This window comes from Sodalis ligni (genome assembly GCF_016865525.2).
In the GTDB taxonomy this organism is placed as follows: domain Bacteria; phylum Pseudomonadota; class Gammaproteobacteria; order Enterobacterales; family Enterobacteriaceae; genus Acerihabitans; species Acerihabitans ligni.
Genome location: NZ_CP075169.1, coordinates 4,092,053 through 4,115,536, shown reverse-complemented (window position 1 = coordinate 4,115,536; position 23,484 = coordinate 4,092,053). Strand labels below are relative to the sequence as shown.

General features: G+C 58.9%; 16 protein-coding genes and 4 pseudogenes. 18 read left to right on the top strand and 2 right to left on the bottom strand.

Translation table 11 applies throughout. The annotated features are described in order from the left end of the window. Positions 1-44: 44 nt before the first annotated feature. The 18 genes and pseudogenes from nuoM to GTU79_RS18995 all read left to right on the top strand — a co-directional run bounded on the left by nuoM (position 45) and on the right by GTU79_RS18995 (position 20,668). The gene (nuoM, locus tag GTU79_RS19080) at positions 45-1,580 is read left to right on the top strand and encodes an NADH-quinone oxidoreductase subunit M (RefSeq protein ID WP_132927244.1); all 1,536 of its coding nucleotides are present in this window, start codon (positions 45-47) and stop codon (positions 1,578-1,580) included. A gap of 6 nt (positions 1,581-1,586) precedes the next feature. After that, positions 1,587-3,044 carry an NADH-quinone oxidoreductase subunit NuoN gene (gene nuoN, locus GTU79_RS19075; RefSeq protein WP_214513272.1) on the top strand — a complete coding sequence of 486 codons (1,458 nt, stop codon included), beginning with the start codon at positions 1,587-1,589 and terminating at the stop codon, positions 3,042-3,044. A gap of 321 nt (positions 3,045-3,365) precedes the next feature. Then, positions 3,366-5,318, top strand: a complete 1,953-nt coding sequence (locus tag GTU79_RS19070; protein ID WP_214513271.1) for an FTR1 family iron permease — start codon at positions 3,366-3,368, stop codon at positions 5,316-5,318. Between the two features lie 123 nt (positions 5,319-5,441). Next, positions 5,442-5,966: an iron transporter gene (locus tag GTU79_RS19065; protein ID WP_132927250.1), complete on the top strand. Its 525-nt coding sequence runs from the start codon at positions 5,442-5,444 to the stop codon at positions 5,964-5,966. A 101-nt stretch (positions 5,967-6,067) separates the two neighbouring features. Then, entirely contained in the window at positions 6,068-7,459 is a 1,392-nt protein-coding gene (locus tag GTU79_RS19060) for a Fe-S-containing protein (RefSeq protein WP_214513270.1), read from the top strand. A 3-nt stretch (positions 7,460-7,462) separates the two neighbouring features. Then, a complete protein-coding gene (locus GTU79_RS19055; RefSeq protein ID WP_214513269.1) occupies positions 7,463-8,752 on the top strand; it encodes an ABC transporter permease in 1,290 nt (429 codons plus the stop codon). A gap of 49 nt (positions 8,753-8,801) precedes the next feature. Then, positions 8,802-9,914: an ABC transporter permease gene (locus GTU79_RS19050; protein ID WP_165934308.1), complete on the top strand. Its 1,113-nt coding sequence runs from the start codon at positions 8,802-8,804 to the stop codon at positions 9,912-9,914. Positions 9,915-9,917: 3 nt separating this feature from the next. Beyond that, entirely contained in the window at positions 9,918-10,643 is a 726-nt protein-coding gene (locus GTU79_RS19045) for an ABC transporter ATP-binding protein (protein ID WP_132927258.1), read from the top strand. Then, on the top strand, positions 10,621-11,133 hold the full coding sequence (locus tag GTU79_RS19040; RefSeq protein WP_132927260.1) for a TlpA family protein disulfide reductase: 513 nt from the start codon (positions 10,621-10,623) through the stop codon (positions 11,131-11,133). Before GTU79_RS19045 ends, GTU79_RS19040 begins: the two co-directional genes overlap by 23 nt. Further along, on the top strand, positions 11,130-11,432 hold the full coding sequence (locus GTU79_RS19035) for a c-type cytochrome (protein WP_132927262.1): 303 nt from the start codon (positions 11,130-11,132) through the stop codon (positions 11,430-11,432). Before GTU79_RS19040 ends, GTU79_RS19035 begins: the two co-directional genes overlap by 4 nt. Before the next feature lie 115 nt (positions 11,433-11,547). Beyond that, positions 11,548-11,869, top strand: a pseudogene (gene elaB, locus GTU79_RS19030) (stress response protein ElaB). A 193-nt stretch (positions 11,870-12,062) separates the two neighbouring features. Next, positions 12,063-13,427, top strand: a complete 1,365-nt coding sequence (gene menF / locus GTU79_RS19025; RefSeq protein WP_420854194.1) for an isochorismate synthase MenF — start codon at positions 12,063-12,065, stop codon at positions 13,425-13,427. 148 nt (positions 13,428-13,575) lie between these two features. Continuing rightward, positions 13,576-15,280, top strand: a pseudogene (gene menD, locus GTU79_RS19020) (2-succinyl-5-enolpyruvyl-6-hydroxy-3-cyclohexene-1-carboxylic-acid synthase). Then, positions 15,277-16,046, top strand: a pseudogene (menH, locus tag GTU79_RS19015) (2-succinyl-6-hydroxy-2,4-cyclohexadiene-1-carboxylate synthase). Before menD ends, menH begins: the two co-directional pseudogenes overlap by 4 nt. Positions 16,047-16,057: 11 nt before the next feature. Next, positions 16,058-16,915 (top strand): 1,4-dihydroxy-2-naphthoyl-CoA synthase, encoded by an 858-nt coding sequence (gene menB, locus GTU79_RS19010; protein ID WP_132927270.1) that lies wholly within the window; start codon positions 16,058-16,060, stop codon positions 16,913-16,915. Further along, a pseudogene (gene menC, locus GTU79_RS19005) lies at positions 16,915-17,917 on the top strand (o-succinylbenzoate synthase). The gene menB and the pseudogene menC overlap by 1 nt, the downstream one beginning before the upstream one ends. Before the next feature lie 38 nt (positions 17,918-17,955). Beyond that, complete coding sequence (menE, locus tag GTU79_RS19000) at positions 17,956-19,335, top strand: o-succinylbenzoate--CoA ligase (protein ID WP_203523480.1); 1,380 nt, start codon at positions 17,956-17,958, stop codon at positions 19,333-19,335. A 64-nt stretch (positions 19,336-19,399) separates the two neighbouring features. Beyond that, complete coding sequence (locus GTU79_RS18995; RefSeq protein ID WP_203523479.1) at positions 19,400-20,668, top strand: nicotinamide mononucleotide deamidase-related protein YfaY; 1,269 nt, start codon at positions 19,400-19,402, stop codon at positions 20,666-20,668. Positions 20,669-20,872: 204 nt separating this feature from the next. Here GTU79_RS18995 and GTU79_RS18990 read toward each other — a convergent pair whose 3' ends face one another. Together GTU79_RS18990 and GTU79_RS18985 are read right to left on the bottom strand one after the other, a co-directional pair. Then, positions 20,873-21,760 carry an O-antigen ligase family protein gene (locus tag GTU79_RS18990; protein ID WP_214513268.1) on the bottom strand — a complete coding sequence of 296 codons (888 nt, stop codon included), beginning with the start codon at positions 21,758-21,760 and terminating at the stop codon, positions 20,873-20,875. A gap of 744 nt (positions 21,761-22,504) precedes the next feature. Further along, complete coding sequence (locus GTU79_RS18985; RefSeq protein WP_214513267.1) at positions 22,505-22,870, bottom strand: glycosyltransferase family 2 protein; 366 nt, start codon at positions 22,868-22,870, stop codon at positions 22,505-22,507. Positions 22,871-23,484 lie beyond the last annotated feature (614 nt).

Below are 23,484 nucleotides of genomic sequence, written 5' to 3'. Positions count from 1 at the left end.
CAGCAAGTTTTCGGGTTTTTTTCAATTTAGGGACGCATAACGCCATGCTACTACCTTGGCTAATACTTTTCCCCTTCATTGGCGGTCTGCTGTGTTGGCAAAGCGAGCGATTCGGTACCAAGGTACCGCGCTGGATTGCCGTGATCTCCATGGGGCTGACACTGGCGCTCTCCCTGCAGCTGTGGCTGCAAGGCAATTATTCACTGGTTTCAGCGCAGGGGCTGCCCCAGTGGCAATCTGAATATGTGCTGCCGTGGATACCGCGCTTCGGTATTTCCATCCATCTGGCGCTGGACGGATTGTCCCTGCTGATGGTGGTGCTGACCGCGCTGCTGGGGGTGCTGGCCATTCTCTGTTCCTGGCGTGAAATCCAGCGTTACCAGGGGTTCTTCCACCTTAACCTGCTGTGGATCCTCGGCGGCGTTATCGGTGTGTTCCTGGCTATCGACATGTTCCTGTTTTTCTTCTTCTGGGAAATGATGCTGGTGCCGATGTATTTCCTGATAGCCCTGTGGGGACATCGGGCATCGGACGGCAAAACCCGTATCGCCGCCGCCACCAAATTCTTTATCTATACCCAGGCCAGCGGACTGGTCATGCTGGTGGCCATCATCGGGCTGGTGTTCGTCCATTACAACGCCACCGGCGTCTGGACCTTCAATTACGAAGATCTGCTGCATACCCCCATGTCTTCCCAGGTGGAATATTTGCTGATGCTGGGATTCTTCCTGGCTTTCGCGGTAAAGATGCCGGTGGTGCCGCTGCACGGCTGGCTGCCGGACGCGCATAGCCAGGCGCCCACCGCCGGCTCCGTCGACCTGGCGGGCATACTGCTGAAAACCGCGGCCTACGGTCTGCTGCGCTTCAGCCTGCCGCTGTTTCCCCATGCTTCCCATGAATTCGCCCCCATCGCCATGTGGCTCGGGGTGATAGGTATTTTCTACGGTGCCTGGATGGCATTCATCCAGACCGACATCAAACGCCTGATTGCCTATACCAGCGTGTCCCATATGGGTTTCGTGCTGATAGCGATATACAGCGGCAGCCAATTGGCTTATCAGGGGGCGGTGGTGCAGATGATTGCCCATGGCCTCTCCGCCGCCGGGATGTTTATCATCTGTGGACAGCTTTATGAACGCCTGCATACCCGCGATATGCGGCAAATGGGCGGGTTGTGGGGCCGCCTGAAGCTGATTCCCGCCTTGTCGCTGTTCTTCGCGGTGGCCACCCTGGGTATGCCGGGAACCGGTAACTTTGTCGGCGAGTTCCTGATTCTTTTCGGCAGCTTCCCGGTGGTACCGGTTATCACGGTGATTTCCACCTTCGGCCTGGTGTTCGCGTCGGTTTATTCGCTGATTATGATGCAGCGCGCTTATTACGGTCCGGCCAAATCCACCGACATCCTGCCGGGAATGACGGTGCGCGAGCTGTCGATCATCCTGCTGCTGGCGGTGTTGCTGGTGCTGCTGGGAATATTCCCGCAGGCGGTGCTGCAAACCTCTCAGGCGGCAATGGGCAACGTACAGCACTGGTTCTCGATAAACGAAGCTGGTTCAACTTTTACAACAACAAGGCCGTAATTCGCCATGACAATAACTCCTCAACAACTGATCGCACTGTTGCCGCTGTTGATCGTCGGATTGACGGTGGTGGTTGTGATGCTGTGCATTGCGTGGCGACGCAACCATTTCGTCAACGCCACCCTGACGGTCATCGGCCTCAACGTGGCATTGCTTTCACTCTTTTTCGTCGGTTATGCCGGCGCCATGGACGTCACGCCGCTGATTCGCTCGGACGGCTATTCGGTGTTCTATACCGCGCTGGTGCTGTTTTCCAGCCTGGCCACCAGCACCTTTGCCTATCCCTGGCTGGCGGGTTATCCCGGTAACCGCGACGAGTTCTATCTGCTGGTATTGATCGCCGCCATGGGCGGCATACTGCTGGCGGGCGCCACCCATCTGGCGTCCATGTTCTTGGGCATTGAACTGCTTTCGCTGCCGCTGTTCGGCCTGATTGGCTATGCCTACCAGCAAAAACGGCCGTTTGAAGCCAGTATCAAATACACATTGCTGTCCGCTGCGGCCTCGTCCTTTCTGTTATTCGGCATGGCGCTGGTGTATGCCGATACCGGCAACCTGTCGTTCGTCGCCCTGGGCCATCAGCTCAACGCCGCCATGCTGCAACAGCCGCTGCTGCTGGCGGGGCTGGGCATGATGATCGTGGGTATCGGCTTTAAGCTCTCGCTGGTGCCGTTTCATCTGTGGACGCCGGATGTGTATCAGGGGGCGCCGGCGCCGGTGTCCACGTTTCTCGCCACCGCCAGCAAAGTGGCGATTTTTGCGGTGCTGATGCGGCTGTTCCTGTACGCGCCGGTCACCGACAGCAGCGCGCTGCGGCTGGTGCTGGGCATTATCGCCTTTTTCTCCATCCTGTTCGGTAACCTGATGGCCCTGGGTCAAAGCAATATCAAACGGCTGTTGGGGTATTCCTCCATTGCCCACCTGGGCTATATGGTGGTGGGGCTGATTGCGGTCAACGCGCATCTGCTTTCCATGGAGGCCATCGGGGTTTATTTGGCGGGGTATCTCTTTAGCAGCCTGGGCGCCTTCGGCGTGGTCAGCCTGATGTCCAGTCCTTACACCGGGCCGGATGCCGATTCGCTTTTCTCCTATCGCGGGCTGTTCTGGCATAAGCCCATCCTGTCGGCGGTGATGACCGTGATGATGCTGTCATTAGCGGGGATTCCGATGACGCTGGGATTTATCGGCAAGTTCTATATTATCGCCGCCGGCGTCAGCGCCCACTTATGGTGGCTGACCGGCACGGTGGTGGGGGGGAGCGCCATCGGCCTTTACTACTATTTGCGGGTGAGGGTCAGTCTGTATCTGAGCCCGCCGGAAAGATTACGCCGCGATACTCCGAGCAACTGGGCGTTGACCGCCGGTGGGGTGGTGGTGTTGATCTCCTCGCTGCTGGTGCTGCTGTTGGGGATCTACCCGCAGCCGCTGATAGCGATAGTGCGGCTGGCGCAGCCGATAATGTGATGAGTTCCGCGCCTGCGGCGCGGGATTGCTTTTCGCTCGCTGCACGTACGGTGATAGCGGGCTTACCGCGCCATGGGGCGCTCGGGCGGGCGGTAAAACCACGCCCGCTTCGACCCCATCGGCACGGTTTCCCTTTAACACGCACGGTTCAGCTTTAGTGAATTGCGCTGTCAGCCCGGCATGCGGCGGGCCTGCCGCATTCAGATACAATTCCCTTCAAAAAATTTTTGTTAAAAAAACCTTTCTTGACCCTAATCATTGTTTATTCGTGCGGTTCGGTGATAATGCAAATAAATCTCATTGACGTTTGGTATTGGTTCAATGTTCACCTCCTTGCCGAAATTTTTGCTGTGTGCCCTGATCTGGCTGCTCGGTGTTACGTGCGCCTGGTCGGCGGATGATTACAAAGCCTGGATAACCGATATCCAGGGTCGTCTGGATACTACCGCCCAACTTTATCAGCAGCAGCAGAAAGATGCCGCGCGCCGTGAAGTGCAGATGGCCTATTTCGAGGTTTTCGAAAACCTGGAAGGACCGATTCGCATTAATACCTCAGCGCAGAAAAGCTATCAAATGGAAAGCCAGTTTGGCGAAATCCGCCAGATGATCAGCGACGGCAAGCCGCTGTCCGACGTGCAGGGGAAAATCGAGACCCTTAAAGGCGAGCTGGCGGATGTATTGCCCATATTGACCGGCGGGAAACCCTTGGTGGCCACGGCGCAGAACTCGGTCTACGGTAACGACAAGATTGCCCTTTACTGGCAGCAAAAATTCAAGGTCATTGACGATTTTCTGGCGAACGCGGTGACGCAGTACCAGCAGGGTCAGTATGACGCCGCCAGTCAAAGCGTGCAGCAAGCCTTTTTCCAGGGCTTTAAAAACTCAGAAATGGAAATGTCGGTGCGTAATAACCGCTCATCGCAGCAGGCCGCCGATATCAATCAGCAATTTTCCGCGTTGATCACCCTGGCGACCCAGCCTGATCAGATGACCGCCATGGCCTACGCCGACACCACGCTGCTGCAGAATATCGAAGATCTTCTGCCGGGCCTGCCCACCACCCGTCCGGATCAGCCGGTAACGGCGCCGGTACCGGCCGCCGCTGGCAGCGCGGCGGCAAGCGCTGGCGCGGACGCGGCGCCGGATGCCAACTGGCGGCAGGTGAGCGATGATATCAATTCCGCGGTAGCCGCCGCCATCGCCCAATACCGGGCGGGGCAAGGCAAAGAGGGCATGATGGCGATTCAGGACGCGTACTTCGATCACTTCGAAGCCAGCGGCATGGAAAATAAAATCGGCTCCCGCGATACGGCGTTCAAAACCGCCCTGGAAGGCTATTTTACCCGTCTGGTCAGCCTGATGAAGGCCGGAGCGCCGTTGGATCAGGTGCAACAGCAGGCCGATGCCTTGGGCCAGAACCTGTCCAAGGCAGTGGATATGCTGGGGGCCGGGCAGGAAAGCCATTGGGGCCTGTTTATCTACAGCCTGCTGATTATCGTGCGGGAAGGGCTGGAGGCGCTGTTAATCGTAACGGCAATTATTGCTTACCTGGTGAAAAACAAACATCAGGACAAACTGCCGATGATCAATCAATCGGTCTGGGTGGCATTGCTGGCAAGCCTCGTCACCGCGGGTCTTTTCCAGTGGATGTTCGCCAATTCCGGCGCCAATCGGGAACTGCTGGAAGGCGGCACCATGATGGTGGCGGTGGTGACCCTGTTCTTTATGAGTTATTGGCTGCTCTCCAAGGTGGAGGCGCGGCACTGGAAGGCCTATCTGGAAGGCAAGCTTTCTTTGTCTCTAACCAGCGGCTCACTGGCCGGCCTGTGGTTTACCAGTTTTCTGGCGGTGTACCGTGAAGGAGCGGAAACCGTACTGTTCTATTACGCGCTGATTGGTGACTCCGCCGGCGTGGCGGGCCCTATGTCCATACTGGTCGGATTCCTGGGGGGATGCGTCGTGGTGCTGCTGGTATTTGTGCTGATGCGTTATACGGTGGTGAAACTGCCGCTTAAGCCGTTTTTTATGTTTACCGGCGGTTTTATGTATCTGATGGCGTTCGTATTTGCCGGCCAGGGGGTTCTGGAGCTGATCGAAGGAAAATTATTCGAACCGACCCTATTAAAGAATATGCCGCAAATTAGTCTGTTGGGGATTTACCCCTATCTGGAGACTCTGGCTCCGCAAGCAGTTTTGGTACTGGCCGCGCTGTTCGCCCTCTGGGTGATGCGTCGCCGTTCCCGTACCGAGATACCCGGGCATGAAGCAGTGTAGAGCAATTTATAACAATTATACCCAATTGAAGTAACGGGTATTTACCCTAAATACTTCGAGTTGCAGGAAAGCCAACGCAGCTGCAACCAGAAATATGGCGGATATGACTTGAGGATGAGATAGATGATGATGAACAAAGGGTTGATAACCGCGATGGTTATTACCGGTTTTACAGTCGCCCCGGCGGTAATGGCCGCCGAGCATCCGGCCGGTGAACCTATCACCATGAACGGCATGGAAATCGCAGCGGTTTATTTACAACCCATCGAGATGGAGCCTCGCGGCATGGGCTTGCCAGCGGCCAAGGCCGATGTCCATCTTGAAACCGATATCCACGCGGTGAAAGGCAATCAGAACGGTTTTGGCGCCGGTGAATGGATGCCTTACCTGACCATTGGCTACTCTTTGGTGAACACCGATACCGGTGCGAAACAAGACGGTACATTTATGGCAATGGTGGCCAATGATGGTCCGCATTACGGCCAAAATGTCAAAATGATGGGCGTGGGTAATTATAAAGTGACTTTCCATATCGAGCCGCCGCCGAAGGCCGGCATGTACCGCCATACCGACGCTGAAACCGGTGTCGGTCCGTGGTGGAAACCGTTCGACGTGAGTTATACGTTTAAATACGTCGGCTTGAAATAATACTCTCCAGTCACGACCGCCTTGGCGGTCGTGTTCTGTTTTCGCTGTCGCAGTGGCCTGCCGGACCACCGCACAATGATTACCGGTTCTGAGTAGGCTTCATGAACTATTTTTTCGTTACCGTATTACAAGCTTTCCTGCCGGTGGCTCTGCTCTGCGGTTTGAACTGGGTCCGTCGGCCAACGCCTTCCCTGCGCGGGCTGGTATGGGTAAATTTACTGGCCCTGGCGGCCGGGACCCTGGCGGGGATTTACCTGCGCGCCGGCCAGCCGCTGCAACTGACCCTCGCCGTGCTGCAATTTATTTTACTGCTGCTGTTCCTGGCGAGTCAGTTCACCTATTCCGCCCGTATCGGCTACGGTTGGCAGTTTCTGCTGCCGGCCGGTGCGGCATTGAATTGGGGCGCCGATCCCAATCTCAGCGCATTGACGTCTTCAGGGGTCATCAATACTGATTTGCTGTTGAATCTCAGCGCGGTGGCGTGCGCCGTGGTGGTATTGGCCCTGAGCGCCATCATGACCGCCATGGTGGTGCGGCGGCTGGCGGCCTGGCGCTGGCCGCTGCTGGTAATATTATCGCTGCTGCTGCTGCTGCCCCTGAGCGGCGAGTGCGTTCTGCTGTTGATGAAGCTGGAAACCATCGGCTTGACGAAACCCCGTCTGAGCTTTGTCGCCCATGTCACCAACGGCGCGCCCTGGCTGAATTATCTCAGCGCGGCGGCGATGGCGTTGCTGATGGCCGGCTACCTGCCGATCCTGGTGCGCCTGCGTGGTGAATACCGTCGTCAGGTCGAGCCTATTCTTCGCCGCAAGGGGATTGCCCGCTACCGCAACGCCCGCCGCACCGCCGGCAGCCTGCTGGCGGCGGCTGTGCTGGTGGTGGCCGGCCAGCTGTACTGGGATCTTGTGGCCTCCCAGCCGCCGCGTTTATCGGAAGCGGTGCCGGTGACGCTGGCCGCCGACGGGCTGGTGCATATCCCCCTGCAACAGGTACGGGACGGCAAGCTGCACCGTTTTGTCTGGGTGGCGGACGACGGGAAAGCGGTGCGCTTTCTGGTCATTAACCGTTATCCCGACAGGCTGCGGCTCGGGGTCGTCTTTGACGCCTGCCTATTGTGCGGCGATCAGGGGTATGTGATGGAAGGCAACCAGGTGGTGTGCGTCGCCTGCGGCGTGCATATCTTCATTCCCTCCATCGGTAAATCGGGGGGCTGCAATCCTATTCCCATCGCCCACTGGCGTAATGACGATAAAGAACTGACCATCGGCAAACCGGCGCTGGTGGCGGGGGTGAATTACTTTACCACCGTGATGACGCTGCATGTGTCCGACCCGGTGGACGGCAGCAAACTGACCAATACTCAGGCTGAATACAAATACAGTTACGGCGGGAAAATGTACTTCTTCGCCAGCGAAGCGAACTACAACCGTTTCCGTGGGCAACCGACCCTATTCGTGCCGGCGGCCACCGGCAGCGGCGCGGCGGAGGATTAGCCTATGTTGTGGCGTATGTTGCGGCAGTCGTGGTGTAAAAATATCCGGCGCAAATCGCTGGCGGTTTTGACGGTATTCCTCGCCGCCGGGCTGATTTCGGCGCTGCTGGCGGTCTCTATTGATATCGGCGACAAGATGGCGCGGGAATTGAAATCCTATGGCGCCAATATCCTGATCGAACCGGCGGGCCAGGCGGCGCTGCCGGTAATGTTCGGCCAGCGCGCCGTGCCGCTGTCCGGGGAGGACCTGATCGATGAGTCCGAACTGCCCAGTATCAAGGATATTTTCTGGCGTAACAATATCGTCGGCTTCGCGCCGCTGCTCAACGGCGAAGTGACGGTTAACGATACCGCGGTGCCGGTGCTGGGCACCTTCTTCTCACAGCCGGTAAACGTGCCGGATGAGATGGATTACCATACCGGACAGGAAGTCATCAGTCCCTACTGGCGGGTGGCGGGGCAGTATCCCCACGAACCGGTGGCGGCGGGGCGGCAGCCGGAAGCCTTGATAGGCAAACAGCTGGCTCAGCGCAGCGGCTGGAAAACCGGCGACGTCTTATCCCTCAAGGGTAGCCACGGGGCGGTGACGGTGCGCATCAGCGGCGTATTGACCAGCGGCGGCGATGAAGAGGGCCGCCTGGTCATGCCGCTGGCGGTGGTCCAGCAGTTGCTGGGATTACCGGGCAAGGTGCAGGCGGTGCGGGGGTCGGCGCTGACGGGGCCGGAGAACGCGCTCTCCCGGCGGGCGCGGGACAATCTTGACGGCCTGTCGGCGGCGGATTATGACCGCTGGTATTGCACCGCCTTCGTCTCCTCCATCGCTCATCAGCTGGAAGAGGCGATTTCCGGCTCGGTGGTGCATCCCATTTGGCAGGTGGCGGCCTCGGAAGGGGTGGTTATCGAAAAAATCCAACTGCTGCTGGCGGTGGTGACGCTGGCGGCGCTGGCGGCCTCGGCGATGGGCATTGCCTCGCTGATGACCAGCACCATCATGGAGCGCGCCCGGGAAATCGGCCTGATGAAGGCGCTTGGCGCGCATCAATGGCAGATTATGCTGCTGTTCTATTTGGAGGCGGTGATGAGCGGCGCCTTGGGCGGCCTGCTGGGCTGCGTTGCCGGCTGGGGACTGGCGAAAGCCATCGGCTTGATGCTGTTCGGCGTCCCGCTGAGCTTTGCCTGGGTGGTGGTGCCGTGCGTGCTGGTGATCGCCATTCTGATCGCGGTCATCGGCACCTGGTTCCCGGCGCGGCGCATCGGCAAGATGTATCCGGTGGAGGTGCTGTATGGCAATTGATTCCGCCCTCGCCAGGCCGGCGGCGCGCAAATCCGCCCTAGGCGGTTCCATGTTCTGGCTGCTGGTGCTGCGTGCCCTGAGGCTTCGCCTGCAGCGGGTGGCGGTGGTGTTCGCCGCCCTGACGGTAGGGGCGGCCATCGTTACCGCCATGGCATCGGTGTATTTTGATATCAACGCCAAAATGAGCCAGGAACTGCGCACCTTCGGCGCGAATTTTTATCTTGGCCCCGGTCACGGCGACAGCCTGCCGGCGTCGATACTGCAACCGGTTATCGACGGTGCGCCGCCGGGGCTGATTAATGCCGCCAGCCCCTATTTGTACGGCATGGCGCGCACCGAACTGCAAAAAGTAGTGCTGATGGGGGTCTGGTTCGATTCCCTACAGCAGCTGGTGCCCTACTGGCAGGTCAAAGGGGACTGGATTGGCGTCAATTTTGACGATCGCCATGCCATGATCGGTATCAAACTGGCGGATATTTTGCACGTCAAGCTCGGCGATACCGTGACCCTGGTGGAAGGCAATAAGCGCAAGAGCCTGCAAATCAAAGGCATCGTTGAAGCCGGCGACGCCACCGACAATATGCTGATTTTAAATCTGGATCTGGCGCAGGAGTGGCTGCACCAGCCGGGAGCCATCAGCGATGCTATGTTCAGCGTCAACAACGATCTCGGCCAGGTGGATGTTTTCGCGCGCCGGCTGCAACGGCAGCACCCGGAGCTGGACGTGCGGCCGATCCTGAAGGTCTCGGCGTCCGAAGGCCAGGTGCTGGATAAGATCAAAGGCTTGATGGGATTGGTATCGGCGGTGATCCTGATTCTGTCGTCGTTATGCGTCAATACCACGCTGATGGCCATTGTGGGGGAACGCTCCCGTGAATTCGCCCTGCAAAAGGCCCTGGGCGCCAGCGCCCGGGATATTACCCTGCAAATGCTGGCGGAAACCGGCATTATCGCGCTGGCGGCGGTGATTTGCGGCGTGGTTATCGGCTTTGTGCTGGCGCAGATCCTGGGCCATGCGGTATTCAACGCATCCATTGCCCTGCGCGCCCCGGTTTTTCCGCTGACCCTGGTGTTGTCCCTGCTGGTGGCGGCTGTTGCGGCCATTGTCCCGGTGCGGCGTGCTTTGCATGTCGTCCCGGCTCTGGTCCTGAAAGGAGAATAGAACATGGCTTCAACCATCCGGTTGATACAACCTCAGCCCGCGGCGGATTATGTTATCGAGACGCGGCATCTCTTTAAGCGCTTTGGCAAGGTCACGGCGCTGGAAGATATCAATATCCGCATCCGCCGGGGTGAATTTGTCGCCTTTATGGGGGCCTCGGGCTCCGGCAAAACCACGCTGATGAATATCCTGACCTGCCTGGATACCGCCAGCGAAGGGCAGGTGCTGCTGGACGGCGTGGATGCCGCCGCGCTGGACGAAGAAGGGCGGCGCAATTTCCGCGCCGACAAGATAGGCCTGGTATTCCAGCAGTTTCACCTGATTCCGTTTCTCACCGCATTGGAAAACGTCATGCTCGCGCAGCACTACCACAGCGTGGTGGACGAACCCGCCGCCCGGGCGGTGCTGGAGCAAGTGGGCCTGGGGGCGCGGGTGGATCATCTGCCCAGCCAGCTCTCCGGCGGCGAGCAGCAGCGGGTTTGTATCGCCCGGGCTCTGGTTAATGAGCCGCCGGTTATTTTCGCCGATGAGCCCACCGGCAACCTGGATGAAGAAAATGAACAGCGGGTGCTGGATTTGCTGACGGATTTGCACCGTCAGGGCCGGACCATCGTCATGGTGACCCATAATCCGGAACTGGGGCGTTTCGCCGATCGCATCATCCGCTTGCAGCACGGTAAATATCTTGGCGAGGAGAATAATCATCATGAATTGGCGTCGCGCGGTTAATCTGTTTTGCCTGCTGGCGCTGGCGGCGGCCCTGGGCGGCTGCAAAGACCAACAGCAGGTGGCCATTGGCGCTAAAGCTCCGTCCCTGGCGGCGTTTGATTTACGCGGGCAGCCGGCGGCACTGGAAAAATGGCACGGTAAACAGGTATATTTAACCTTCTGGGCGGCAGACTGCGGCGGATGCGCGGCGGATTTGGCGGCTTTGCAAAAGCTGACCGACAGCTATGGCAACGGCAGCGGCCTGGTGGTGGTGGCGGTGAATACCGATCCGCAGCAGACGGACATCGCCCCTTTTCTCGGCCAACTGCATCTGAGCTATCCGGTGGTGCGCGACCAGCTCGGCATTACCAAAGAACGTTATCAGGTGATTGGTACGCCCACCTCGTATCTTATCGATGGGCAGGGCAAGGTGGTGGAAGTACACCAGGGCATGCAGGGTGAACCGGCGCTGGCGGCCATGTTCCGGCAGGCGCAACAAGGAAAATCATGAAAAAAATCATTACTGTCGCGCTGCTGTGCTGCGCGGCGGCGCCGGCCTTCTCAGCCGTCGACGGGGCGCTGAAATACAGCCAGAGCTGCGCCGATTGCCATGGCCGCAAGGCTGACCGGCAGGCATTCGGCAAGGCGCCGCCGCTGATTTCCTTATCCCGCGACCAGCTGGTATCCGGCTTGACCGACCGCCGGGACGGCAAAATCGAAACCAGCGGCGCCGAACATCAGGCCAAAACCACCCTGACCGATGAGGATATCCAGGGGCTGGCTGATTACATTCAAACCCTTAAACATTGACGGCGGCCATAGCGGGTTGATTTTAAGAATGATCCGGCAGGAAATGTTCCTCGGTTATTGAAATACTTGACTATAGTTATAGCATCGGTCTTTCATCAGAACACGGAGAACAGTTATGGTTAACCCAACAGATCCCACTCAACCACATGAAACACATGTGGACGACGACGTGCAATTGTTGTCCGATACCCTGGAAGAGGTTTTGGCTTATTCCGGCGATAAGGCGGACCAAAAATATGTTGAGTTGAAGACCCGTGCCGAAGCGGCGCTGGACGAGGTCAAGAAGCGCATCAGCCGCGCGTCGGATAATTATTATTATCGGGCCCGACAGGCGGTCTACCGCGCCGATGAATACGTGCAGGAAAATCCCTGGCGTGGCGTGGGTATCGGCGCGTCGATAGGTCGTGGTGTTGGGTTTGCTGCTGGCCCGCCGCTAACGTTCCGCCGGCTGGCTGAAAGAGCCAGCCGCCTTCATGTAAATACCTGCTAATCGATGCATATCTACCAGCATTCCTTTCGTTTTTGGCATGACCGACCGTATAATCCATACTCATATAATTAGCTAATATACCCAATAGCTTTCGGGTTGCCGCCGGCACGGCTGCAACGTGAGGGATAATGGGAATAATTATGCGGGTGCTTATGCTGCCGTTACTTCAATCAGCTCTTCAACAGCATATGGATGCGGGGACCATACCCGACGTACCGGGGGTCTATTCCATCAGCCTGCCCTGGACGCCCGGCGTGCACGTGCCCATGCTGGACTGGCTGAACGCCGTGCCCCTTTATCCCCAATGCTATTGGCAGCATCGCGACGGCGAGCTGGAGGCGGCGGCGTGCGGCGGCGTGAAGATATTCAACCGCCTGGCGCCGGCACAGGCCTTTTTAGCCGCCCATCCGGCCCGCGATACGCTGCGCCTTTGGGGCCTGAACGCCTTCGGTCATGGAGAAGGCGAACCGGAGAGCTATCTGTTTTTGCCCCGGATTACCTGGCAGCGCGAGCGGCAATCCCATCAGTTAATCCTCAATCTGGCCAGCGACGGCTCCCTGCTGGAGGATGCCCGGCTGTGTGCCGCCCAATTGGCCCAATTGGCCCGATTGCCTGGCGCCGGGCCACTGGACCCCTTTGCCGCCGGTGAAATCAGCGCCGCTCATCAGCCTGAACGTCCCCAGTGGCGGCAGATGATCGCCCGGGCGCTGACGGCTCTGCGGGAACAGCAATTCGCCAAAGTGGTGCTGGCGCGCCGCACCCGTCTGGTGCTGAGCGGCAAGCTTCGCTCCGCCGCCCTGATGGCCGCCAGCAAGGCGGTTAACCATCACTGCTATCACTACATGCTGTGCTGGTCTCCCGGGCGGGCGTTCTTGGGGTCAAGCCCGGAGCGGCTCTACCGCCGGCGGGAAAACCGGCTTGATACCGAAGCGCTGGCGGGCACCGTCGCCGCCGGCGGGCCTTCGTCATCCGCCGCCGAATTGGCGGACTGGCTGATGAACGACGATAAAAATCAACGGGAAAATCTGCTGGTGGTGGATGATATCTGCCAACGGCTGCATCCGGCCGCTCTTTCCCTTGACGTCACGCCGCCGGAGATCATCAGCCTGCGCACCGTGCAGCACCTGCGGCGGACCATTATGGCGCAGCTCAACTGCCGGGACGATGTCCGCTGCCTGTCCATGCTGCAGCCCACCGCCGCGGTGGCCGGGCTGCCCCGTGACGCCGCCCGGCGCTTTATTGCCCGCCATGAGCCGTTCGGGCGGGAGTGGTACGCGGGATCGGCGGGCTATCTTTCCCTGGCGCAATCGGAGTTCTGCGTCTCCCTGCGCTGCGCTCAGGTGGAGAACCAATCCGTCATGCTCTATGCCGGCGCCGGTATCGTGGAAGGATCCGATGCGGATCAAGAGTGGCGGGAAATTGAAAATAAAGCCGCGGGCAGGGCACCCCGCTCTCCGCCGCGGCCCCTGCACCCGCGGGGGGGGGGGTTTGTGTGTTTTTTTTAACTACCCCCCCGCCGGCGGTACGTGCTTATAATGGCGGCTTGCCGGGAGGCCGGGAATACCAATCCTGTCCCCCTTATGTCCTGACCACCTCGGCGGGACGGTTTTTTCCTTCCTTTGGGTCGTTTTTCTTTCCTGACAAAAAACCGCGATGCCCGCAGCGTCATCCACCAAATTAACCCGGCGCGGGGCCAGAGTAGTGCTGGAAACCCTGACCCGCCACGGCGTGCGGCATATCTGCATTGCGCCCGGTTCCCGTTCAACCCCGCTGACCCTTGCCGCCGCCGGGCATCCGCGGCTTGTCCGCCACACTCATTTCGATGAGCGCGGATTGGGACATCTGGCTTTGGGACTGGCCAAGTCCACGGGCCAGCCGGTGGCGGTTATCGTCACTTCCGGCACCGCGGCGGCCAATCTCTACCCGGCGCTGATCGAAGCCAGCCTCACCGGCGAACGGCTGATTATGCTCACCGCCGATCGGCCGCCGGAACTGATTGATTGCGGCGCAAACCAGGCCATCCGCCAACCCGGCTTGTTTGCCGGATTTGCCGGCCGGTCGGTAAACCTGCCCCGTCCGACGCCGGATATTCCGGCGGGCTGGCTGGCATCCACCCTCGATCAGGCCTTGTCTGCCCGTGAAACGGTCCATGTCAACTGTCCGTTTGCCGAACCTCTGTACGGGCCCGAAGAGAACGATGAGGATCCCTGGTCGTCGGCGCTGGGGGAGTGGTGGCAGGATGACCGGCCCTGGCTGTCGGTGCCGCTCCCGGCGCAGGCCCAGACCTCGCCTGAGGATGACTGGGAAGGCTGGCGCCGGCGCAAAGGGGTCATTGTCGCCGGGCGTATACCGGCGGAGGAGGGGGGGCGTCTGGCGACCTGGGCCGCTGAGCTGGGCTGGCCGCTGATTGGCGATGTCCTGTCCCAAACCGGGCAGCCGCTGCCGTTTGCCGATTTGTGGCTGGCCGACCCGGCCGCCGGAGAGTGCCTGCAACAGGCGGAACTGGTGATTCAGTTCGGCGGCAGCCTGACCGGCAAGCGCCTGCTGCAGTGGCAGGCTCAGTGCCGGCCGCGGGAGTATTGGCTGGTGGATCCGCTGCCGGGCCGTCTGGATCCGGCGCATCACCGCGGCCGGCGTTTTCATACACCCGTCGGCGCCTGGCTCGACTGCCATCCTTCCCGGCCCCGTCCTCACGGGACAACAAGAACTGGGCCGCGCCGCTGGAAGCGTTAAGCCGCCGGGCGCACCGCCATATCCGGGCGGCGATGACCGAAGCCCTGGGGAAATTCAGCTGGCGCACCGTCTGGCGGAGCTGCTGCCCGCCGGCGGCCGGCTGTTCATCGGCAACAGCCTGGCGGTTCGGCTGGTGGACGCCCTGGGGCAATTGCCTGCGTGCTATCCGGTATTCGGCAACCGCGGCGCCAGCGGTATCGACGGTTTGCTCTCCACCGCCGCCGGCGTATTGCGGGGCGGCGACGGGCCGCTGCTGGCCGTGGTGGGGGATTTATCGGCGCTTTACGATCTGAATGCCCTGGCGCTGTTTCGCCACACCACCGCGCCGGCGGTCATCCTGGTGGTCAACAATAACGGTGGCCAGATATTCTCCCTATTGCCGACCCATGAAGCGGTACGGGAACATTATTACGTTATGCCGCAGCAGGTGGAGTTCCGCCACGCCGCGGCATTGTTCGGCCTGAATTATGCCAGCCCGCCGGATTTCTCCACGCTGCAAAGCTGCCTGGCCGATGCCTGGCGGCAGCCGGCCGGGAGCGCCGCCACGCTGATTGAACTGGCGGTGCCGCCCCATGAGGGAGCCGACCGGTTCCGGAGCCTGGTGGCCGGGATGGCGGCGGTATGAAGTGGGCCGTGAATCGCCTGCGGCCCGGTGAGGCCGGGCGGCCCTGGTTGGTTTGGCTGCACGGTCTGCTGGGCAGTGGCGATGATTGGGCGCCGGTGTTACCCTATTTTGATGGCTGGCCGATGGCGGCGCCGGATTTACCGGGCCATGGCGCGTCCTGTTCCATGTCGCCGGAAGGTTTCGCCGAGGTCACGCAGGGGCTGGCGCAGACGCTGGCTTCCCTGGACATCGAACGCTATATTCTTATCGGCTACTCTCTTGGCGGCCGTATCGCCCTTTACCATGCCTGCCGGGATCGTCCGGCGGGGTTGCGCGGAGTGTTTGTGGAAGGGGCGCATCCGGGATTGGCCAGCCCGGAAGCCCGGGCAGACCGTCTGCGACACGATCGCGCCTGGGCGCAGCGTTTTGCCCAGCAGCCCCTGGGGCAGGTATTGGACGACTGGTATCGACAACCGGTATTCGCCGATTTATCCGACGCGCAGCGCCGGGAACTGGTGGCGCTGCGCCGCCATAACCAGGAACCGCCATCGCGGCCATGCTGGACGCCACTTCGCTGGCGCGCCAGCCCGATTTAATGCCGTCGCTCCAGACCCTGAGTTTGCCCTTCGGCTATCTGTGCGGCGAACGGGACGCCAAATTTTCCACGCTGGCACGGCAGGGCGGCCTGCCCTGTTCCCTGGTGCCCGGTGCGGGTCATAATGCCCACCGGGCCGAGCCGGCGGCTTTTGCCGCAGAACTTTTATCCCTGCTTGCCCCGTTATACTAAAGGAACGCTTTATGCTTAAACCCAGTGAAGAACAATGGTATGCCCCGGTGGACTGGCGCGATTGCAGCGGTGACTTCGTGGATATCCGTTATCAGAAATCCGCCGACGGCATCGCCAAAATCACGATAAACCGTCCCCAGGTGCGTAACGCCTTCCGCCCGCTGACGGTCAAGGAGATGCTCCAGGCCCTGGCGGACGCCCGCTATGATGACGGGATCGGGGTGATTATCCTCACCGGAGAAGGGGATTTGGCGTTTTGCTCCGGCGGCGACCAGAAAGTGCGGGGGGATTATGGCGGTTATAAAGATGACAGCGGCGTGCATCACCTGAACGTGCTGGATTTCCAACGGCAAATACGCACCTGCCCGAAGCCGGTGGTGGCGATGGTGGCGGGCTATGCCATCGGCGGCGGCCATGTGCTGCATATGATGTGCGATCTCACCCTGGCGGCGGATAATGCCGTTTTCGGCCAGACCGGTCCCCGGGTGGGATCATTTGACGGCGGCTGGGGCGCGGCGTATATGGCCCGCATCGTCGGCCAGAAAAAGGCTCGGGAAATCTGGTTCTTGTGCCGCCAGTATGACGCGCAGCAGGCGCTGGACATGGGGCTGGTGAATACCGTAGTGCCGCTGGCTTCACTGGAGAAGGAAACTGTGCGCTGGTGCCGTGAAATGCTGCAAAACAGTCCCATGGCGCTGCGCTGCCTGAAGGCCGCCCTCAATGCGGATTGCGACGGACAGGCAGGGCTGCAGGAACTGGCGGGCAACGCCACCATGTTGTTTTATATGACGGAAGAGGGCCAGGAAGGCCGTAATGCCTTTGTGGAAAAACGGCAGCCGGATTTCTCCAGGTTCAAACGGAACCCTTGATGCGCCGCGGGACGCTGCTGGCTTATAGCCTGCCGCTGCATGCCGGCGTGGTGCTGCGCGGACAGCATCAGCGACAGCGCAACGGTCTGGTGGTGCGCCTTGAGGAGGATCACCGCACCGGCGACGGAGAGATAGCGCCGCTGCCCGGCTTTAGCCGGGAGACCCTCCCTCAGGCCGCCGAGGCGGCGCTATTGCTGATGCGGCGCTGGGTTGCCGGCGCCTCCATCCTGGCGGATCTCTCAGGCGGCGAAGACATCGCGCAGCGCATTGCGCCCTCGGTGGCATTCGGCCTCAGCTGTGCCCTGGCGGAGCTGGAAGACTGCCTTCCCCCGCAGGCTCCCTCTATTGCGGTGCCTTTATGCAGCGGCGACAGCGATGAATTCATCCGCCGTTTGACCGCTTTGCCGGACAGCCGGCTGGCCAAGGTCAAGGTGGGCCTGACGGACGGCGGTGCAGAGAGCCGCCAGGTGAACGGCATGCTGGCGGCGCTGCCCGGGCTGCATTTACGCCTGGATGCCAACCGCAGCTGGACCGCCGCCGCCGCCGCCGCCTTTGCCGCAGGATTAGACCCGTCTTTACGGGGGCGGATTGATTTCATCGAGGAGCCCTGTGCCACTCCCGCCGCATCTCTGGCGTTTGCCCGCGACAGCGGCATCCCTATCGCTTGGGACGAGACGGTGCGCGAAGGGATTTTCTTTGCGGCCGCAGCCGGGCGTGGCGGCGGTTATCATCAAACCCACTCTCACAGGCAGCCTGCGGCGATGCGAACGTTTAATCCACCAGGCCCGGCAGGCGGGTTTAACGGCGGTGATAAGTTCTTCCATTGAATCAAGCCTGGGCCTGACCCAGTTGGCCCGTCTGTCGCAAGTTCTGACTCCCGGCGTCCCCCCTGGGCTTGATACGCTGTCGCTGCTGGGAGCGCAACTGCTGCGCCGCTGGCCCGGCAGCCTGCTGCCGTTGCGGTCCCCCGCGCAATTGCACACTATCGCCCGCGCATCCTGAGGGAGCGGTTTTCTTCATGAATCAAGATGAATAACACCATGACAAGCTTTGATAACTGGCCTTGGCATTACTGGGCGCACCATACTCCGCACAGCATCGCTTTGCGTACCCCTGCCGCTCAATGGAGCTGGCGCGTACTGGCGCAACGGATCAATGAACTGGCCGCCGCCTGGCAGCAGGCCGGCGTCACGGCCGGCTGCGGCGTGGCCCTGCGGGGAAAAAACCGGCTGGAGCTGGTGCTGGCTTATCTGGCCGTTCTGCAGTGCGGCGCCCGGGTCATTCCCCTCAGCCCCCAGCTGCCGCCGGATCTGCTGGCCCGGCTGCTGCCCGGCCTGAACATTGATTTTGGCTGGTGCGGGGCGCATTTTTCCTGGCCGGACGGTATCACTCCTCTGGCCATAAGCCCGTCGTCCGTGGGCTCCCCCGCCAGGATCCCCTGGCAGATCAATCGCCTGGCCACGCTGACCCTCACATCCGGCTCCAGCGGCCTGCCGAAAGCGGCGGCCCACACCTTCGCCGCCCATCTGGCCAGCGCGGAGGGTGTCCTGTCATTGATGAATTTTCAGCATCGCCACAGCTGGCTGCTCTCGCTGCCCCTGTGCCATGTTTCCGGCCAGGGTATCGTCTGGCGCGCCCTGGCGGCCGGCGCCACGCTGGTAGTGGCGGACGATATGCCTTTGGAGCAGGCGCTGGCGGGCTGCAGTCACGCCTCTCTGGTACCTACCCAGCTGTGGCGCCTGTTAAAGGGCGACATGGCCGGCCTCAGCCTGCAAGACGTCTTACTGGGCGGAGCGATGATCCCGCCGGACCTTACCCGGCAGGCCGAAGCGTTGGGGATCCGCTGCTGGTGCGGCTACGGCCTCACCGAGTTCGCCTCGACGGTCTGCGCCAAACGCGCCGACGCCTCGCCGGGTGTAGGCATGCCTCTGACGGGACGGGAGCTGCGGCTGGTGGATGACGAAGTGTGGCTGCGCGGCGGCAGCATAGCGTCGGGTTACTGGCAGCAGGGACGGCTGATTCCCTTTACCGACAGCGACGGCTGGTTCCATACGCGGGATCGGGGCAGGTTTGTGGACGGCGAGCTGCATATTTCCGGCCGGCTGGACAATTTATTTATCTGCGGCGGCGAGGGTATCCAGCCGGAGGACATTGAACGCGTACTGGCTATTCATCCCGGCGTGCGCCAGGCCTTTGTGGTGCCGGTGGCGGACGAGGAATTCGGCCAGCGCCCGGTGGCGGTGGTGGAAGGAGATACGCCCTTTGAACAATTGCGCGCCTGGCTGGATCCGCAACTGGCGCCCTGGCAGCGACCGGCGGCTTATTTTACGCTGCCTGACACCCTTGGCGGCGGCGGCATTAAAATTTCCCGCCGCAGTATCATGGATTGGGTCGCGGCGCAATTCACCATAAATCCCTAAAGAAAGGTTGTGTTTATCGGTCCGGCTTTCTAAAGTGACGGTATGGGGTTTACAGGAGAAGATAATGCTTAGGGTAGAAATGCTGTGCACCGGCGATGAAGTTCTGCATGGACAGATTGTCGATACCAATGCGGCGTGGCTGGCGAATTATCTGTTTGAACAGGGCCTGCCGATGAGTGCACGCATGACCGTGGGCGACAATCTGTCCGCACTGGTGGCGGCCTTGACCGAACGCAGCCTGCGGGCGGATATTCTCATTGTCAACGGCGGCCTGGGTCCCACCAGCGACGATCTGAGCGCGCTGGCCGCCTCCACGGCGGCCGGGGAAGAACTGGTGGAGCATCCCGAATGGCTGGCGAAAATAGAAGCCTATTTTGCCGAACGGGGACGGGTCATGGCCCCCAGCAACCGCAAGCAGGCGCTGATCCCCGCCAATGCGGAGATGATCGACAACCCGGTGGGCACCGCATGCGGGTTTGCGTTGCAGCTGAATCGCTGCCTGATGTTTTTCACCCCCGGCGTGCCGTCTGAATTCAAAGTGATGGTGGCGCAAGAGATTGTGCCGCGGCTGCGTGAGCGTTTCGACCTGCCCGATCCGCCGCTGTGCCTGCGGCTAACCACTTTCGGGCGCGCGGAAAGCGAGCTGGCCAGCCAGCTCGACGGCATGCCGCTACCTGAAGAGGTGGTTCTGGGCTACCGTTCCTCCATGCCGATCATCGAACTGAAACTCACCGGCCCGGCCCACGAGCGGGAAGCAATGGAGCTGGCCTGGCAACAGGTCAGGGCGGTGGCCGGTGAAAGCGCGATATACGAAGGCACCGACGATTTACCCACCCAGTTGGCCGGACGGCTGCGCCAGCTCGGACTGACTCTGGCCATCGGCGAACATTTCACCGCCGGCTTATTGACCTGGCAGTGCCAAAGCGCCGGCATGCCGGTGGTCAGCGGTGAATGGCTGTCCTCCCTGGGCGCCGATAGCGCCGATAAGAGTGCGGATAGGAATCCGGCCGGGGCGCGGCAATCTTCCGCAGAAGAAGCTTCTCCTTTGCAAAAACTGGCCCGGCAGGCGCAAGACCTGGCCGCCCGACATGGCGCGCAGCTGGCGCTGGCGGTAGGTAACCTGGAACAGGAACGGCTTAGCCTGGCGCTGCACACTCCCGATCGCAGTTATGCCCAAACGGTCACTTTTACCATCAATATACAGCGGCACGGTCTCAAAACCCGGCAGGAAGTGGTCTCGCTGATGGCGCTGAACATGCTGCGCCGCTGGCTCAATGGCTGGCCGGTCTACGCCGATCACGGCTGGATACGAACGACCGATACCCTGGCGTAATTTTTTTCTGTATTCAATTATAGATGCTATAACCCCGTCAGTTGGCGTGCCGAATCAATCTGCTGCTGACGGGGTTGGGTGCCGCGCTTGCTTTCACCGGCGGCATTTTTGTAAATAGGGCAATGCATACCATGAAAAACAGTATCGATTCTGAGCTGACTAACAAGACATCCGACAGACCGTAAACGATTATGCAGCAGCCAATCAGCAGCATTGGCGTATTCTTTCCCACCAGCGACTGACTGATGATATAAACATAAAAAGCACCACGGTCAGCAGGCCGACAATACCTTGCAGCGAGGCGGCTTCAAGCAGTTCATTGTGCAGGTGCGTGTCGATATATTCCATCGCGGTTCTGTTACCCGGATCGTGGACGATGATCTCCGCGGCTTGCATGTGGCGCCCCTCAACGGTATTGCCAAAAGGATGCTGAGAGAATATATTCAGGCCGACATACCATAACGAGAACCTGGAGCCCAGTGATGATTGGTCGTTACCGTTTTGGTAAAGCGCTATTTCACTGTCGGTTTGTTCAATCTTCGGCTTGATGTATTTGCCATAAGACATACCCACGCCAAACCCCAGCAGCACCATGACGATCAGCAGGGGTTTGAGGTAAATCTTGCGGAAATGGAACAACATCATCAGCGAAATCATTAACAGGTGCGCAAGTATTGCGGCGCGGGTGCCCATCATGATGATAACCAGGAAGGAGATGGTGATCACCGCCATTAATGTCATATGGTGATTGACGGTTTTCTTGAATATCAGAAGCAGATAAATAAGAAGAATAGACAATGCAGAGTAAATATAGGCCGCAATGGTTGCGCGATTGGTGCTTAGGGCAATGCGGTCCATACCGTGATGAATCTGATAAAGACCATAACCGGTAGCCAGCACAAAGGCTAACGCAAATCCGGACAACAGGTATTTACGGTAATTGAAACTTGCCAGATAGTGGGAAAACTGGGTGATATAAAAAATCAGCGCGCCGCCGAAAATGAGTTTCTTACCCGAATTCAGCTGTATAAATCCCAAGGCGTAGGTGTGTTCATGGCGATACAGGATCAGTGTCCAGATAATTTTGACCACGCCAATTAACATGATGGCATACGAAAGATCCTTTTTGGGCCATTTGAGGTTTTTTCGCTCGGCGAACAGCCCTAACAGGGCAGCGTAACCAGAGAAATAGAATAATTCCCGCTGTATACTCGTTGAAATCAAGGTAAATACAACCGATAAAATAGCCAATAAAAAACTGGCTAAATACAACCCTTGTCCTATTTTGTCCCTATAAAGCGATACTGCTGCCTTTTTTTTATAACTGAATCGCACCGACGGGTTTATAAAAAAACGGATGCGGCGCGTCTCCTGCACTTTCTCCTGCAGCGTATTTAATTGCTCTCTATCCGTAATCCATTTTTTTCTTTTCAGCTGAATATCCAGCCAATGACACAAGACTAAATCATGAAACTTTTTGCCAAAAAGCGCATCCATTTTTTCCGTGCATACGAAGAGATTATGCATTTTTTTCCGATGGGGAGTTCGACAGGCTGTCAGAGCGTTTTATATAAAGATAATGGCTCTCAGATGAAAACACGATGGTTGTGGCCTTGGTCAGAATTTCCGGAAAGATATAAAATCTTCATAGCAGGTAAAATCCGGCATAGGGATGACAACAGCAGGTCCCGATGGATGAATTGTCCAATCAAGTGCGCCTGGAAATCTTTGTGAATCAGGAAACGCGTTATCGCTTCATCCGCGAGCAGGGTCTTGATTTTCAACCCTTCCAGGTTTTATCGGCGGTATCGAGATCACGCACCTCCTGTAGCTTGGTCAATAGCAAGCTGGGCTTTTCTGGGCCAGGAAAGTGAGGATCTCCCCAAGAGAGCCGCTTTTCAAGAGGTCATCACTGTCAAACATAGTGACGTATTCACCCTGGCTGTGAGCCAAGGCAAAGTTACGCACCTTGCCAAGGTTGGTGAATTCAACCGCATAATAATGTGCTTGCGGCGTTGACTGGGCGAAAGCCCTGAGAATTGAAGCGGTGCCATCACTTGAGGCATCGTTGACCAAGAGGATTTCACAGCGTCCGATGTCGGCGCCCAATGCCGCAAGCAGGCTTTGCAGTGTGTCTTGAAGATACTCATCGCTGTTATGGGCGGCAATAATAATGCTAAGAATTACATTTTGTAGTGGCATAGTTTAAAGATGAATCAAAAATTGACTTGAGTACGCCGTTTTAAATTCAACGGCAGAAATATTTAAGTTCCGATTTTTTAGCTATACCTTAATCGTTAATGTTAATCATTCTTTTATTAGCACACCTCGAACAACGTCCGTGATACTTATAAAATACCTCACGGGTGGTGTCAATGTCATTTTGCATTTTCACGCTAGGCTAACAATTTGGCCGCCATTTTATAAAATGAAATTAATTGCTATTATTACTTATATTAATAAATATCATTTAAGTATGTAATGTACTCTTTCTGCTATCACATTCAAATTTCCCATTCAAACGTGACCTGAAGGTATAATGTAGAACTGATTAATATATTAACTTCGACTTTCGGCGGGTCCGCCGCCCTGACCATAAACAGGAACAGGCCAATCCCCGAACGGCGTCGGAGCGGCCTGCGCGCCCTGGGCAGATGAGTTATCTATTCAGCAGAAAGGGCTATCCGCAGAAAGGGCGATCAGCAGAAGGGACGGCGCAGCGAGGTGGGATAGCTCAGCGAGGCAAAGGTCATGCTGAAGTGGCCAATTTTACTTGACCACTTCATGAGCGTGCCTATCCCAAGGCTAAACAAACC

Coding starts and splice junctions, on each gene's coding strand:
- nuoM (WP_132927244.1), top strand. CDS start 45: ATGCTACTACCTTGGCTAATACTTTTCCCCTTCATTGGCGGTCTGCTG.
- nuoN (WP_214513272.1), top strand. CDS start 1,587: ATGACAATAACTCCTCAACAACTGATCGCACTGTTGCCGCTGTTGATC.
- GTU79_RS19070 (WP_214513271.1), top strand. CDS start 3,366: ATGTTCACCTCCTTGCCGAAATTTTTGCTGTGTGCCCTGATCTGGCTG.
- GTU79_RS19065 (WP_132927250.1), top strand. CDS start 5,442: ATGATGATGAACAAAGGGTTGATAACCGCGATGGTTATTACCGGTTTT.
- GTU79_RS19060 (WP_214513270.1), top strand. CDS start 6,068: ATGAACTATTTTTTCGTTACCGTATTACAAGCTTTCCTGCCGGTGGCT.
- GTU79_RS19055 (WP_214513269.1), top strand. CDS start 7,463: ATGTTGTGGCGTATGTTGCGGCAGTCGTGGTGTAAAAATATCCGGCGC.
- GTU79_RS19050 (WP_165934308.1), top strand. CDS start 8,802: ATGTTCTGGCTGCTGGTGCTGCGTGCCCTGAGGCTTCGCCTGCAGCGG.
- GTU79_RS19045 (WP_132927258.1), top strand. CDS start 9,918: ATGGCTTCAACCATCCGGTTGATACAACCTCAGCCCGCGGCGGATTAT.
- GTU79_RS19040 (WP_132927260.1), top strand. CDS start 10,621: ATGAATTGGCGTCGCGCGGTTAATCTGTTTTGCCTGCTGGCGCTGGCG.
- GTU79_RS19035 (WP_132927262.1), top strand. CDS start 11,130: ATGAAAAAAATCATTACTGTCGCGCTGCTGTGCTGCGCGGCGGCGCCG.
- menF (WP_420854194.1), top strand. CDS start 12,063: ATGCGGGTGCTTATGCTGCCGTTACTTCAATCAGCTCTTCAACAGCAT.
- menB (WP_132927270.1), top strand. CDS start 16,058: ATGCTTAAACCCAGTGAAGAACAATGGTATGCCCCGGTGGACTGGCGC.
- menE (WP_203523480.1), top strand. CDS start 17,956: ATGACAAGCTTTGATAACTGGCCTTGGCATTACTGGGCGCACCATACT.
- GTU79_RS18995 (WP_203523479.1), top strand. CDS start 19,400: ATGCTTAGGGTAGAAATGCTGTGCACCGGCGATGAAGTTCTGCATGGA.
- GTU79_RS18985 (WP_214513267.1), bottom strand. CDS start 22,870: ATGCCACTACAAAATGTAATTCTTAGCATTATTATTGCCGCCCATAAC.